Origin of the sequence: Pseudoalteromonas sp. Of11M-6 (assembly GCF_022347905.1) — a bacterium.
In the GTDB taxonomy this organism is placed as follows: Bacteria; Pseudomonadota; Gammaproteobacteria; order Enterobacterales; family Alteromonadaceae; genus Pseudoalteromonas.
This window is the reverse complement of sequence record NZ_JAKRFW010000017.1, coordinates 45,741-58,458: the sequence shown is the minus strand read 5'-3', so window position 1 is coordinate 58,458 and position 12,718 is coordinate 45,741. Positions and strand designations below refer to the sequence as shown.

The window sequence follows — 12,718 nt, the reverse complement described above, 5'->3', positions numbered from 1 at the left end:
CTAGCTCGCCCAGTGAGTAGACTTGCCGTCAGTTAATGTGTTAACTGACGGCGTTTTTTTATTCCGTTAGTATTAGAACTTCAGTTTATCAATAAGTGTGTTAGGGTCGATTTCAAGTTCATCCATTAACGACCAGCGAGTTTGCTTTTGTACACTACCTTTTCCTAAGATCCAGTAATCATAAGTTTTTTCAATACGGCCATTGGTATGCTGTATAGTCAGCCACGCATTTACATAACTCAGTAAATCTTGATTACGCTTGGCGACAGCAAATCCAACGGGGTATTTCAAACTCGCCCCTTCCGGGACCACAACACCAAACTCAGGGTAAAACATGCTCCATGCAAAGCCCGCCTCTGCGCTGATCACTAAGGCGTCATATCTTTCTGGGTGCTTAAAATAGCTTTGCAAATTGTTAATACCGGATACTTTTACCTTAGGGTTTTGCTGCGCCAATTGTTTGAGTAACGGAGCATACTCAACGTGAGCTAAATTCAGCTTATCAAGCGTAAGTAGGGCTGACTTGTCAGCAAACTTCTTCAAATCATGATCTTTGGCCAAGAGCGCTAGTTGCAGTTCCAATACCTTGTCACTAAAGCGCACGCTTTGTAAGTCGGCAATATTAATTTCAAGGCCGGACATTGCAATATCGAAATATCCCTTGTTGAGATACTCTGCCAGTTGTGGCTTTTTAAAAGGAATAAACTCGATTTTAACCCCAAGGTCGGATGCGAGCCTATGTGCTAGGCTGACATCAAAACCCACTAACTGGTCTTTTTGATTAAAGTAACTAAATGGCACATTATCGATAAGATATCCGACACGCAGCAGGTTACGTTTTTTAATCACATCGATATTCGTCAAAGACAACTCACCACTTTGGTATGCTTTAGGGACATAGCTAAGCACATGAGCAGGGACGGTATCTGAGATCACCATATTAGCAATGGCCTCATCGGCCGATTTAGTTTGTTTACCGAGGTAATTATTTGCCGTAAAACTCAACAACATAAATGCTGGGAGTAGTGCAGATAGTAGCGTTAAATAATAAACCGAGCGCACGCGTTTTAGGTGTAATTGTCTACGGTTGATGAAAATACATAAAAATACAAATGCGAAGATATATACCACAGTGGTCGGTGAAACCACCTTTGCGGTGAGTATTGACATCGATAGATATAACTGATAAGTATCAGCCGGGACACGCAAGGTATCGAGCAAATAGGGAATAGCGATATGTACGTTAGCAAAGTAACTTAGCATCGCCGACAAAGACACATTAGGAATTTGTTCGATGCCGATTTGGTTGCCGGTAAGCCATGCTGCAAAAGAGACAAAAATGAGGGTCGTAAGCTTTCCTAAACTCGGGAAGGTATAAGCGATAGGCACTAACACCTCAGCGATGTGATCAGAGCTTTCGTCGCTTTGCTTAATTTTGCGTAAATGATCTTTGATCCCCTCGGTGATCACTGGCAATACAATAAAAACGTTTCCGGTACTAAATGCGGTGATCCATGCATTGCGCATAACCATGATGAGGTCGCGGTATTTAACAGGGGTGAGTGCGGCAACAAGCATAGGGAGTAGTACTAACATCAAATACACGCCGACACATAAAACGACAACCCAGTATACTTGCAATTCAGACAATTCTTCTGCGCTCATCGTACCTGCGGTGCTTGCAGTCATCGCAAAAATGCCGATAGGGAAGATGGCAATGATCTTCTTGGAAATCACCGACAGACCTTGACCGACGACTTCTAACACATCCAGTAAACGGTTTTTCTTTTGATTAGAAATAAGTGCCATACCTAGCGCAATACAAAATATGACTAAGGCAGGTACATTACCTTCCGCCATAGAAGCAAATGGATTAGCGGGAATATAATGTTTGACGAAGTCTACTTCGGGAGCAGCGGCGACCAGTGCCGGGGAGAAAAAGGTCCCGGCATCATGCGCTGGTAATGTCATAATAAAGCACCAGATCACAGCAAGACCTACCACCCAAATGGAGACCATGACTAGCGCCGCTTTTGCAAGAATACTTTTAACCTGTTCGGGATTAAATTTGCCTAAACCCACGATAAGGCTGACGACAATATAGGGGAGAATGGTGATTTGCATCAGGTTTACAAAACCTGTACCGATAGGTTTTAAAAATGATAACCGTTCACCGAAAACTAAACCAGCAAAAATGCCAAGTATGAGCGCCCAAAGCATCCAGTTAATGTTTTTTAGAAAATTAAGCAATTTAGTCATGTGCTCAGTCGAAAAAAGAGCGGTATTTTAATTAGCTTAGCTTAAAACTTACTGAATGTTTGAGCGATTTGATTACAAATTATCGAGTGTTTACTCAAAGTTCATAATCATCCCCATTTTTGGCACGATAACAGGCTTTTCCTGCTGGTTGTTGCACCCCGTGATAAAAGCTCATCCATAGTTTTTGTAGCTGGGTTTTAGTCTTTTTACCAACCACAGACGCCAGTGGCGTTTCGACGATGATATCTTCGATATGGGCGCTATCAAATTGGCCGAGCATTCCGGTGCGATTGAAGGTAATTTCAATATGTAAGCCATCGTCCTGTTTTAGCAAAACAGCCTCAGGCGTTTCTCGGTGACCGCAAAGCGCGACGAATTGGCTACAATTTTTTAAACCACAATGGGTGCCGTTGGCAAAAAACGCAAGCAGGTGATTGTAGTAAACCACATAGTCTGTCACCTCCATGTGTGAGCCAAACTCTAAAGGACATTGTTCATCAAGATACTGTTTTGCCAGCATTGACTGTTGCGCTTTCGTATCGTCAATTGGTTGCTCTGTATGCGGTTGTAATTGCGCTGCCATGATCCACCTCACTTGTTCATGTTGTCATAAATTGGGAAATATATTCTGGTTGTTTCGTGTACATTTTGAGTGTAAGTTAAATATTCAAATAATTTCACAAAAAGAATTTCACAGTGTGAATTTCACAAAAATGGGGTGTGAAATCATGGCAAAAGTTGCAAGCTTAATTAGAAAGTCTCACTTTTTGGGTACTAAAATAAGAAATCTAAGAAAGCGTAACCATCTGACTTTAGAAGATTTATCGGCTCGATGTGTTAAGCAAGATCCAACCAGCGCGCCTTCCGTTTCCTACCTGTCAATGATTGAAAGAGGCCAGCGTACACCAAGCGAAGCGATGCTCGAAAACTTCTCTAATGTATTTCAAAAACCGATTGAGTGGTTTTTAGACAGTCAACCTGAAGCACCGGAGATAGCGCCAGATAAAGGCAATTTCGGTGGGATAATGGGGATGGCTTTAGAGCCCAACTTTCTATTTGCCAAAGAGATATTACAAATTGCGATTCCAGAAATGCTATCCCAAGCGGGGATCAGTGGTAGGCAGTTTGCGCACCTTTTGATCCGTGCCCACCAAGAACACCATCAAAACCACTTTCCTGATTTAGAGCGAGCAGCCGATGAAGTGGGAGGTAAAAATCTCTATCTCAGCTGTGATGATCTCATGGCAATTTTGATAGCAAAAGGTCGAAAAGTGGAGTGGTTTGAGCAATCATCGCCTGACGGAGAGGGGATGATCACTTCTTATTTCAAAGAGCCAAACATGGTGTTTATAAATCGCGCATTGCACGCACATTCCGCGAGAATGAAATACGATTTAGCCGTTCATATTGGCCATGCCGTACTTCACAATAGTGAAGGTTTAGAATGTGTACTCACTACTGGAGAAAGTCGTAAAAGTAACGATAACCCCGATCATGATACTCCAAATGCTCAGGATATTTTGAGCGCGTGGCAGGATTTTGAATCGAGCTTCTTTGCAGGGGCCTTATTGTGTCCCCGTACACCATTTCGGCAGTTACTCGAAAGCCGAGGTTACGATGTACGCGTCCATGAGCAACTTGGTATTTCTGCTTCCGTCGCAATGCGCAGAATGACATCGGTTTCACCTTATCCACATTGGCATTATTTTGATGCTTATCAAGCCGGTAAACTCAAGGCGGTGTATCGGGGCAATGGCATTCCCTTACCTTGGGGCAATATGCGTAGCGTTGCCGATCCGTGTCAGCACTGGGCCGTATTTCGTAAATTTCATGATGATAGCAATAGTGCCAGTGCTCAGCTTTCGATCCTGAACGTCAATGGCAAACCGCGTCTGTATTGCTGTGAGTCAGTAAAAATTGTTGATGTTGCGAATCGTCCAAGGGTGCTGTGCGCGGGTCTTGATCTCAATCCTGCTATTAATGCACAAGGGATTGATGCTGACGCCTTGATTGGAGAGTTACAAAAAGCTTGTATTAGCCATGGTGGCGCGAGCGTGGTGCCCTATCATATGAAAACCCAATTACTCCGTGTCGCCAAGATTTTAAATATCCAGTGGATTGAAAGAGGACTTGAGGGCTCAGTTCGGGTGATTTGTACTCGAGGAAAAAGCTGCCCGAGAAAGCCTAGTTGTTATGCGCTCTCCTCCGTTAGCAATTGATATTGAAATTCTACCGTGTAATGGGCGTATAGCGCTAAGGCATAATATCTAGATCTAGGTGATGTTATGCCTTAGCCATTATTAGATTTTACTTCTAATTAAATCTCTGACGAGCAATCTGGCAGGGTGGATTGCCTGATTTACTCGCTCGCTTAAAGGTCTTGCTTCGCCAAGTAGAGTTGCAACTAAATGCTCAGTAACCAGCGGAGCGCTGCACAGTCCTCGTGCGCCAAAACCGGTAACAATATGAATTCCTTGATAGGGTAGTGCTGGATTTCCAAAACCATAGTGTTTTCCCTTTCTTAAATTGGCAAAGGCCGAGCAAAAGTCATCGTTATGCTGGACTTGACCAAGCATAGGCAAATGATCGTTAAAACAACAACGTACAGCGGCTTTTGCCGAGGTGACTTCGCCAAGACTCGCGGCTAACTCCGTGTCTTTGTAAAAGCGTTCAAGCTGGGCACGGTTAGCTGCATCATCTTCAGCTTTTATCTCTCGGCTTTTGCTGTTTTTTTCAAATGTCGCGCCCATACAATGTTGCCCATCCATTGCAGGAGTAAAGTACCCTTTATGGCAAAGTACGGTATTGAGTTTTTGTGATTCTTCTCCTGCATCAACATGAGAGACCTGACCGCGGACGCCGTGTAAAGGAACATGTTTGGTTTGCTCGAATCGGTCAGAGTGCTCACCGCCACAGACAAATACATCTGAAAACGGCCCAAACGTATTATCTTCACTGTGTAACAGCCAGCCGCTCTCGGTTTTTTCGAGCTTTTGTATGTCAGTATTAAAATAAGTCGAAACTGCTTTTAACGCGTGAGCTGCATCAAACACTGCTTGCGTTACCTCTGCAGGGTTTAGCCAACCGGCCTCTGGAATATAGAGTCCACCGTAGGGCAGCATGGTGTTTGCGATAGCTGAAGCCTGCTTGGCGTCGACGGCATGAATTAAATCATGTGGCCAAGTTGCCTTTTCGGCTAGGTTTTGATGTTGCGCTCGTTTGGCCTCACTAACGGACTGCAAGAGTACGCCACACCAATCGTGTGCGAAGTGGTAGCCTGTATTTGCAATATGCTGATAAAGGCGCTTTGCATATAAAAAGCTGTGGGCGTAAAGCTCGCTCGATGGCGTGTGATCTGCTTGCAGGTTTGGATATAGCGCGCCTTGACGATTGTGAGAAGCGCCTTTGGCTAACGCGTCGTCTTGGCAAAAAAGTGTTGCGCCAAGATCACGTTTACTAAGGTGATACAACAAACAACTTGAGGCAATACCGCCGCCAATAATAGCGATACTCTCTAGCTTACGCGGTGTGGTGCTGTAATACGCTGGAGTATTGGAGTTTTTATTGGCACGGCTCAGCGTTCCGACCACCATTTCGCGTTTGCGACCAAACCCTTTGACTTTTTTGCACGCAAAGCCGGCGTCTTGTAGTCCCCTGCGGACAAAACCCGCTGCGGTAAATGTTGCTAAAGTAGCGCTATCCCGGCTCATATTGGCCATGGCATCAAATAAGCTTTGTTGCCACATATCTGGGTTTTTACTCGGAGCAAAGCCATCTAAAAACCACGCATCGACAAATCCGGCTTGTTCGAAACTTAGTTGTGGTAAATTATCGTGAATATCACCAAACCATAAATCTAAGGTCACTTGACCATTATCAAACTCTAGGCGATGGCATCCTTCAAGGGCCATCGGATATTGCTGGCAGAGTTTTTCGGCGAGCGGGGCAAGCGTAGGCCAAGCTTGTAGCGCTTTAACTAAATCATCGATATGGATTGGATATTTCTCAAATGAGACAAAGTGGAGTTGGTTAACGCATGCGTCTTTGCTACGCTGGTTGAAGTGATACCAAGCGTTGAGAAAGTTTAATCCAGTACCAAAACCAGTTTCTGCGATGACAAATCGGTCTTTGCCATGATTTTGTAACCGCTCGTCGATATGGTTCTGAGTATAAAAGACGTAATGTGACTCAGCTAACCCATCATCGTTGGAAAAATAGACATCGTCAAAACTATCGGCAACAGGGGTACCAGCATCGTTGAAGTGTATTTGAGCGTTTTTTATCATGAAAGACTCTATGTTCGACTATTTGGGAACTATTTTACTGTCTTTCGACTCAATAGTCTGGTTGCATTTTTAGTTATTTAGGTTCAGAGTACATGTGTACGCTGGAAAGCTGACCACTTGGCGCTAAAATTCAGCGTATACTACGCATAATTTGTAATATCGAAGGGAATAAACCCATGAGAAGAGCCGTTATTACGGGGATCGGTGTTGTTTCGAGCATCGGCAACAACAAGCAAGAAGTTTTAGAGTCATTAAAAGCAGGTAAGAGCGGTATTGCTTTTAACCAAGAATTTGCAGACTACAACCTACGTAGCCAAGTGTCTGGTAAAATAGATATCGACGTAAAATCTCTCGTTGACCGTAAGGCACATCGCTTTATGGGGGACGCGGCAGCGTTTTCCTATATCTCGATGGCGCAAGCAATTGAAGATTCAGGGCTATCAGAAGAGCAAGTATCAAACGAACGCACAGGCCTTATCGTAGGTTCTGGTGGTGGTTCGTCTAAGTACCAAGTTGAAGCAGCTGATATTCTGCGCGAAAAAGGCGTAAAGCGTGTAGGGCCTTATATGGTTCCACGCACCATGGCAAGCACGACTTCTGCGTGTTTGGCAACACCATTTAAAATTAAAGGTGTGAACTACTCAATCAGCTCTGCATGTGCAACATCAGCACACTGTATTGGTAATGCTGTTGAACAAATTCAACTAGGCAAACAAGATGTTATCTTTGCTGGTGGCGGTGAAGAGCTACACTGGACATTGGCGATGGAATTCGATGCCATGGGTGCGTTGTCAACTAAGTATAATGAAACGCCTGAGCGCGCATCACGTACGTACGATGCAAATCGTGATGGTTTCGTCATCTCTGGCGGTGGCGGTATTGTGGTAGTTGAAGAGCTAGAACACGCACTTGCTCGCGGCGCGCACATTTATGCTGAAATCGTTGGTTATGGTGCAACATCAGATGGTTACGATATGGTAGCACCATCAGGTGAAGGCGCTGTACGTTGTATGAAACAAGCGATGCAAGGTCTTGATGCACCGATTGACTACCTAAACACGCACGGTACCTCAACACCAGTTGGTGACGTGAAAGAGTTAGGTGCTATTCAAGAGTTGTTTGGCGATAATTCTCCGGCTATTAGTGCAACTAAAGCGATGACAGGCCACGCACTCGGTGCGGCTGGTGTGCATGAAGCGATTTACTCTTTGCTGATGCTAGATAATGACTTTATTGCACCATCAATTAACATTGATGAATTGGACGAACAAGCACAAGGTTTAGACATTGTCACAGAGCGCCGTGATGGACCGCTTAACACCGTGATGTCCAACAGCTTTGGCTTTGGTGGTACTAACGCAACACTTGTGATGCAAAAGTACAAAGGTTAAGCGCTTTACGCTTAACTTAATATCAAGCACAAAAAAGCAGGCTTAGCCTGCTTTTTTCGTTTTGTTCGTATATTAAAATAAATTAACGTACATTGTGTTTCATCAAACGTTCTTTATCACGTGACCAGTCACGGTCTTTAATATCAGCACGCTTATCGTGTTGCTTTTTACCCTTCGCAAGATAGAACTCGAGTTTTACCCAGCACTTTTTCCAGTACATTGCTGTGGCTATCAGAGAATAACCATCACGCTCGGTTGCACCGATAAGACGTGAGATTTCACGTTTATTTAGTAACAGTTTACGATAACGAAGCGGATCACATATCACATGTGTAGAAGCACTATTTAACGGTTGAATTTGACTGGCCAACAAATAGGCTTCGCCGTTTTTGATATGGATGTAAGTATCTGAGATATTGACTTTACCGGCGCGGATACTTTTTACTTCCCAGCCTTGTAATTCGATACCTGCTTCGAACTTTTCATGTAGTGAATACTCATGACGCGCTTTTTTATTTAGCGCTATGGTATTGCTATTTGATTTACTTGAATTTTTCTTTGCCATAATGGCTTAGTCTACCTATAAATCCTGTTTTAAGACAGCGCTTTTTCATTAATGTGACGTATTTTTACTTAGTCAGTGGCTGCAAACAAGATAAATCTGCAAAACCTTGGTAAAATCCTTGTATTAAGATTTGGAGTGTCTATGCCACAGATAGAAAAAAGTGCTTTGGTGATGTATAGCACCAAGGAAATGTTTGAATTGGTCAATGATGTTGACGCTTATCCCGCATTTCTACCGCATTGTTCAGATGCAAAAGTTATCAGCAATGATGAACAAGGGATGACCGCGAGCCTAGAAATTTCAAAAGCCGGCCTAAAAAAGTGGTTTACCACAAAAAATGAATTTGATGGCAACCGAGTAAAAATGTGTTTAGTTGATGGGCCATTTAAGTCTTTAAACGGCTACTGGGAGTTTACCGCGCTTGATGAACAGGCTTGTAAGGTGAGTTTAAAGTTAGAGTTTGAATTTGCGAGCAAATTAATTGAGATGGCGTTTGGCAAGCTATTCAATGAAGTGGCCAAGAATATGGTATCTGCGTTTACCCAGCGAGCCAAAATTGTTTACGGAGCGAGATGATGATAAAGGTTGAAGTGGTATTTGCATTGCCTGACAGCGCGACGTCATTGTCGGTTGATGTGCCTGAGGGGACGTCAGCTGAGCAAGCGGTACTACAGTCAGGGATATTAGAAAGATGCCCAGAGATAGATGCGAATGACTTGACGCTTGGGATCTGGAATCGCACAGTAAAATTACATCAAGTAGTGAGTGACGGTGACAGAATAGAGATCTATCGTCCATTAATCGCAGACCCAAAAGAGGCGCGCAGACGCCGTGCGGAAAAAGCAAAAGAAGAGGGCCGTGCAAGCAAAGTTACCGGTGGGCGACCTGTCTCTTTAGGAGATAAGGAATAATTAACCTGAGCTTCGGATAGTTAATGCCTTTCTAGCAGCCAGTTTTAGCGCTAACTGCGTTGAATTCACTTCCAATAGCCAACTATTGGTGCGTAAATTCGCCTTGTTATCCCTAAAACTGTCTGGCTAGATAAGGGTATAATTTAATGTGGTATTAAAAACAATGAGTTAGCTCATTCCTTATCCAAACCTCAGGCTAATTAAAAAAGGGGAAATACCTTTCCCCTTTGACTACGAAACAATGTGTGCCCTTTGACTTTACGAGTCTAAAGGGGTGTTAAATTCTTCCGGCTCTTCGAAGTCGCCGCTCACGCGAACTAGTTTGTCATTCTCGAAATAAACGCTAAACGACTTTCTGACCTCTGAGTCTCTATCAATATTAAATACGTACTGGTAATGCCAGATATTGTTGTTAAAAGTATCTTTAGCAAGCGGTGTACCTAGCACATATAGCACTTGCTCTCTGGTCATTTGCACGCGAAGTTTATCTACATCTGACTGCTCTAAGAAATTACCTTGTGGCACGTTGATGCGATAAATCCAGCTTGAACAGCCAGACATAAATACCGTCATAACTACAGCACTGAGCCAAACAGAAAGGGTTTTATTAGACAGCATGAAATTGTGTATCCTTATTATCAGTTATTTGCATGATACCGATTGCACAGAGAAGGTAAAGTCTCTTAGCGGAATTGGACTGCACTAAGTGTAAAAAGTTCGCAGATAAGTTGCAAGAGCTGCCATGTGTGGTAGAAGTCATTGATAAGATTTTGAGGAGAGCCTGTTAGTGCTAGGAAAAATGTTACTTAACGAGCCCAATAAAACGGATCACCAAGCTATTTGGAGCTTATATATCCTAGAAACGCGCTTTGGTCATTGGTACACAGGAATAACAACCAATGTAGAGCGGCGCATAGAGCAGCATCAGGCTGGGAAGGGGGCAAAAAATTTAAAAGGTAAAGGGCCCTTAACGTTAAAATTTCAATGTGCTGCAGGTACTAAATCTCAAGCTGCAAAACTTGAGTGGCATGTTAAGCAGCTGACAAAAGCACAAAAAATTCAGCTGGTAGAGTCAAAAGGTGAACGAGTTAATGACAAAATAAAGTCATTGATGAGGTTAACCCCTGCCTGATACTTATTTAGATCCATATTCTCTAGTGTATCCCTGGTGGTGTGATGATGTTTATCTTCACCCATACCAAAATAAATATAGGGGATCCCTTGGCGATAAAAGGCGTAGTGATCGCTTGCTTTGTGCCAATCAACTCTTGGGTTATTTATATAACGCTCAATTTGTCGTTGTGACGATACTATGGTCAATTTTACTGAAGATTGCGCCTTGTTCTGGAGCTCAGATTTATATTCCTTGAAACCCGGTGAAAACAATGCAAATAAACGGTTGTTGTTATTTATTCCTAACATATCAAGGTTGATATTGAGCTCAACTTCTCGTTTAAGGTGCTTGGCATAATGTTTCGCTCCATGTAAGCCGCGCTCTTCTGCATCGGTTGCGACAAACAATATATCGCGAGCGCGATTTGTTTTACTAAGTTGCCTCGCAATGTGCAACATTGCAGCGGTGCCAGATGCATTATCATTGGCACCTGGATAATGTCTTTGTCCTGTGGTTCCTAAATGGTCGTAATGCGCGCTGATAACGATGGCCTTATCACATCGAGGTTGAGTGCAAGGTAAAATCGCCGTGACGTTGTGACCTGCGTCCTTACTAAAAATACCTGCTCTAAAGGTAAAGTGCTGATAGATCGGGTTTCCACCTAATTGCTCAAAAGCAGCAAAAATATATTGGGCACTGATGTTAGGCGATTGAGCACCACTTTTACGGCCTTGGTGACGAGCACTTGTGAGAGCTTGTAAATCTTGCACCAATATATTATCAACATTAGCAATACCTTGATGTCGCGACTGAGCCAATACATTCGTGGTACATATCGCGGCCAGCATCATGCCGATTAGCTTGAAAGAACATTTCTTCATTATTATTGTTATCTCTCATCGTTGTCTGTTAAATTCAATTGGTTACTAGCAACTCCTCTCAATAAGGCCAGTTTGCCTTCGTAGCGCGCTTTGTCGTGTTCGAAGACAGATGCTTTGTATGCCTTGTTGAGGTAATACTCTGCTTTTTTTCTATCGCCTTGCTCATAGGCAACTTTTGCCAGCCCAAAGTAGCTACCATGAACGTTGCGATCAAGTTGATAAGCTTTTTGATAAAAATGCTTAGCGCGATTTAACTCTCCTTGTTTAAAGGCTTCGTTCCCTAATACCAACATGTAATAAGGGTTGCTTTTTCTCAAATTATGGATATTTGCTTCAATAATGCTAGCTTCATGATCTCGTTCCGTCAGGTGGTAGAGTTTAGCAAGGTTACTTAGTGCATTTCGATTATCGTGGTTAATAGCAATGGCCTGATTATAGGCTCGCTCGGCGAGGTCGTACTGGTTTGTTATACGGTATAAAATACCGAGGTTCCCCCAAGCGCCGTCATGATAGGGATCGCTTTCTACGGCTGCCTTGTAGTAGCTATATGCCATATCTAAGTTACCACTAATCATTTCCATTGCTCCTTTGTTGTTATAGAACATAGATAAGATAGTATTTGTACTAATTGGTGAAGTACTAAAGTGTTGAGAGCGGCTATTAGGATCAAAATCAACAGTGACCGCAGTTGGTTTAACATATAAAGTTTTAACTGAGTCCTGTGTGATATCTACTTCAAAAATTTTGATGTTGACGTGGCCTGTTAGCAGGCTATAGCCTTGGCTCTCATCCCAATATTCAGGTATGTGTACTTGTTGAAATTGGCTGCGTAAGCCTAGCTGCTTAGCAATAGCGTGAGTTAGTATAGACAAGGACAAGCAGTTCGCGTTCATATTATTAAATGCTTGATTTGCAGTTAAATTTGCACCTGAAAGGTAAGAAAGTGAATCATCTCCACTACTTACCAAAAATCTCATCAGCATTTTAGCACGTTTAAGGCCTATCTCTCCGTTGTGAAAGTATTGTTCTAATTTAATGCGAATTTGGTTATTGAGTTGAAAGACGTCAGAATACGACTCAACTTTGTGAACAGTAAATTGGTGATTTGCATTAAGAATTGATCTATCAATCGTCGCTTTGGGAGTGCTATTACAAGCACTAAGTAAAATAATGCTAAGCACAATAATAGAGAACTGAATTACTATCTTCATACAACCTCCAGATTGGGCATTCGGCTAACTTTTAGTTATGGCTTAATTGCTTACCTTTGGCCCTTACTATTATTGAATTTAGACCATAATTGCAAAATTT

Annotated in this window: 12 protein-coding genes; 5 read left to right on the top strand and 7 right to left on the bottom strand. The window is 42.9% G+C overall.

Annotated features, from left to right (window positions below):
- Window positions 1-72: 72 nt before the first annotated feature.
- Both MHN32_RS10935 and MHN32_RS10930 read right to left on the bottom strand, forming a co-directional pair.
- Window positions 73-2,259: a cation:dicarboxylase symporter family transporter gene (locus MHN32_RS10935; RefSeq protein ID WP_239421716.1), complete on the bottom strand. Its 2,187-nt coding sequence runs from the start codon at window positions 2,257-2,259 to the stop codon at window positions 73-75.
- Between the two features lie 94 nt (window positions 2,260-2,353).
- A complete protein-coding gene (locus MHN32_RS10930) occupies window positions 2,354-2,842 on the bottom strand; it encodes a malate synthase (protein ID WP_102057025.1) in 489 nt (162 codons plus the stop codon).
- A 145-nt stretch (window positions 2,843-2,987) separates the two neighbouring features.
- Between MHN32_RS10930 and MHN32_RS10925 the strand changes: the two genes are divergently transcribed.
- The gene (locus MHN32_RS10925; protein WP_211866452.1) at window positions 2,988-4,478 is read left to right on the top strand and encodes a DUF3612 domain-containing protein; all 1,491 of its coding nucleotides are present in this window, start codon (window positions 2,988-2,990) and stop codon (window positions 4,476-4,478) included.
- A gap of 81 nt (window positions 4,479-4,559) precedes the next feature.
- Here the strand turns inward: MHN32_RS10925 and mnmC are convergent, their stop codons facing one another.
- On the bottom strand, window positions 4,560-6,545 hold the full coding sequence (mnmC, locus tag MHN32_RS10920; protein WP_211866450.1) for a bifunctional tRNA (5-methylaminomethyl-2-thiouridine)(34)-methyltransferase MnmD/FAD-dependent 5-carboxymethylaminomethyl-2-thiouridine(34) oxidoreductase MnmC: 1,986 nt from the start codon (window positions 6,543-6,545) through the stop codon (window positions 4,560-4,562).
- Window positions 6,546-6,721: 176 nt separating this feature from the next.
- On the opposite strand from mnmC, the gene fabB reads away from it, so the two are divergent.
- Window positions 6,722-7,936, top strand: a complete 1,215-nt coding sequence (gene fabB, locus MHN32_RS10915; RefSeq protein WP_010379118.1) for a beta-ketoacyl-ACP synthase I — start codon at window positions 6,722-6,724, stop codon at window positions 7,934-7,936.
- Window positions 7,937-8,018: 82 nt separating this feature from the next.
- On the opposite strand, the gene smpB is transcribed toward fabB, so the two are convergent.
- A complete protein-coding gene (gene smpB / locus MHN32_RS10910; RefSeq protein ID WP_010379116.1) occupies window positions 8,019-8,501 on the bottom strand; it encodes an SsrA-binding protein SmpB in 483 nt (160 codons plus the stop codon).
- Between the two features lie 141 nt (window positions 8,502-8,642).
- Here smpB and MHN32_RS10905 point away from each other — a divergent pair, with 141 nt between their 5' ends.
- Both MHN32_RS10905 and MHN32_RS10900 read left to right on the top strand, forming a co-directional pair.
- Window positions 8,643-9,077, top strand: a complete 435-nt coding sequence (locus MHN32_RS10905) for a type II toxin-antitoxin system RatA family toxin (RefSeq protein WP_010605103.1) — start codon at window positions 8,643-8,645, stop codon at window positions 9,075-9,077.
- Complete coding sequence (locus tag MHN32_RS10900; RefSeq protein ID WP_102057020.1) at window positions 9,077-9,412, top strand: RnfH family protein; 336 nt, start codon at window positions 9,077-9,079, stop codon at window positions 9,410-9,412. Before MHN32_RS10905 ends, MHN32_RS10900 begins: the two co-directional genes overlap by 1 nt.
- Window positions 9,413-9,670: 258 nt before the next feature.
- On the opposite strand, the gene bamE is transcribed toward MHN32_RS10900, so the two are convergent.
- Window positions 9,671-10,030: an outer membrane protein assembly factor BamE gene (gene bamE / locus MHN32_RS10895; protein ID WP_010605101.1), complete on the bottom strand. Its 360-nt coding sequence runs from the start codon at window positions 10,028-10,030 to the stop codon at window positions 9,671-9,673.
- A gap of 181 nt (window positions 10,031-10,211) precedes the next feature.
- On the opposite strand from bamE, the gene MHN32_RS10890 reads away from it, so the two are divergent.
- Window positions 10,212-10,544 (top strand): GIY-YIG nuclease family protein, encoded by a 333-nt coding sequence (locus tag MHN32_RS10890; protein ID WP_102057019.1) that lies wholly within the window; start codon window positions 10,212-10,214, stop codon window positions 10,542-10,544.
- On the opposite strand, the gene MHN32_RS10885 is transcribed toward MHN32_RS10890, so the two are convergent.
- Both MHN32_RS10885 and MHN32_RS10880 read right to left on the bottom strand, forming a co-directional pair.
- Window positions 10,472-11,407: a M20/M25/M40 family metallo-hydrolase gene (locus tag MHN32_RS10885; RefSeq protein WP_102057018.1), complete on the bottom strand. Its 936-nt coding sequence runs from the start codon at window positions 11,405-11,407 to the stop codon at window positions 10,472-10,474. The genes MHN32_RS10890 and MHN32_RS10885 overlap by 73 nt on opposite strands.
- Window positions 11,408-11,415: 8 nt before the next feature.
- Window positions 11,416-12,618: a tetratricopeptide repeat protein gene (locus tag MHN32_RS10880; protein WP_239421715.1), complete on the bottom strand. Its 1,203-nt coding sequence runs from the start codon at window positions 12,616-12,618 to the stop codon at window positions 11,416-11,418.
- Window positions 12,619-12,718 lie beyond the last annotated feature (100 nt).

Excerpts from the sequence above, each read along its gene's own strand:
- MHN32_RS10905 (WP_010605103.1), top strand. The coding sequence starts at position 8,643 with ATGCCACAGATAGAAAAAAGTGCTTTGGTGATGTATAGCACCAAGGAA.
- MHN32_RS10885 (WP_102057018.1), bottom strand. The coding sequence starts at position 11,407 with ATGAAGAAATGTTCTTTCAAGCTAATCGGCATGATGCTGGCCGCGATA.
- smpB (WP_010379116.1), bottom strand. The coding sequence starts at position 8,501 with ATGGCAAAGAAAAATTCAAGTAAATCAAATAGCAATACCATAGCGCTA.
- MHN32_RS10900 (WP_102057020.1), top strand. The coding sequence starts at position 9,077 with ATGATAAAGGTTGAAGTGGTATTTGCATTGCCTGACAGCGCGACGTCA.
- mnmC (WP_211866450.1), bottom strand. The coding sequence starts at position 6,545 with ATGATAAAAAACGCTCAAATACACTTCAACGATGCTGGTACCCCTGTT.
- MHN32_RS10890 (WP_102057019.1), top strand. The coding sequence starts at position 10,212 with ATGTTACTTAACGAGCCCAATAAAACGGATCACCAAGCTATTTGGAGC.
- fabB (WP_010379118.1), top strand. The coding sequence starts at position 6,722 with ATGAGAAGAGCCGTTATTACGGGGATCGGTGTTGTTTCGAGCATCGGC.
- MHN32_RS10935 (WP_239421716.1), bottom strand. The coding sequence starts at position 2,259 with ATGACTAAATTGCTTAATTTTCTAAAAAACATTAACTGGATGCTTTGG.
- MHN32_RS10930 (WP_102057025.1), bottom strand. The coding sequence starts at position 2,842 with ATGGCAGCGCAATTACAACCGCATACAGAGCAACCAATTGACGATACG.
- MHN32_RS10925 (WP_211866452.1), top strand. The coding sequence starts at position 2,988 with ATGGCAAAAGTTGCAAGCTTAATTAGAAAGTCTCACTTTTTGGGTACT.
- bamE (WP_010605101.1), bottom strand. The coding sequence starts at position 10,030 with ATGCTGTCTAATAAAACCCTTTCTGTTTGGCTCAGTGCTGTAGTTATG.
- MHN32_RS10880 (WP_239421715.1), bottom strand. The coding sequence starts at position 12,618 with ATGAAGATAGTAATTCAGTTCTCTATTATTGTGCTTAGCATTATTTTA.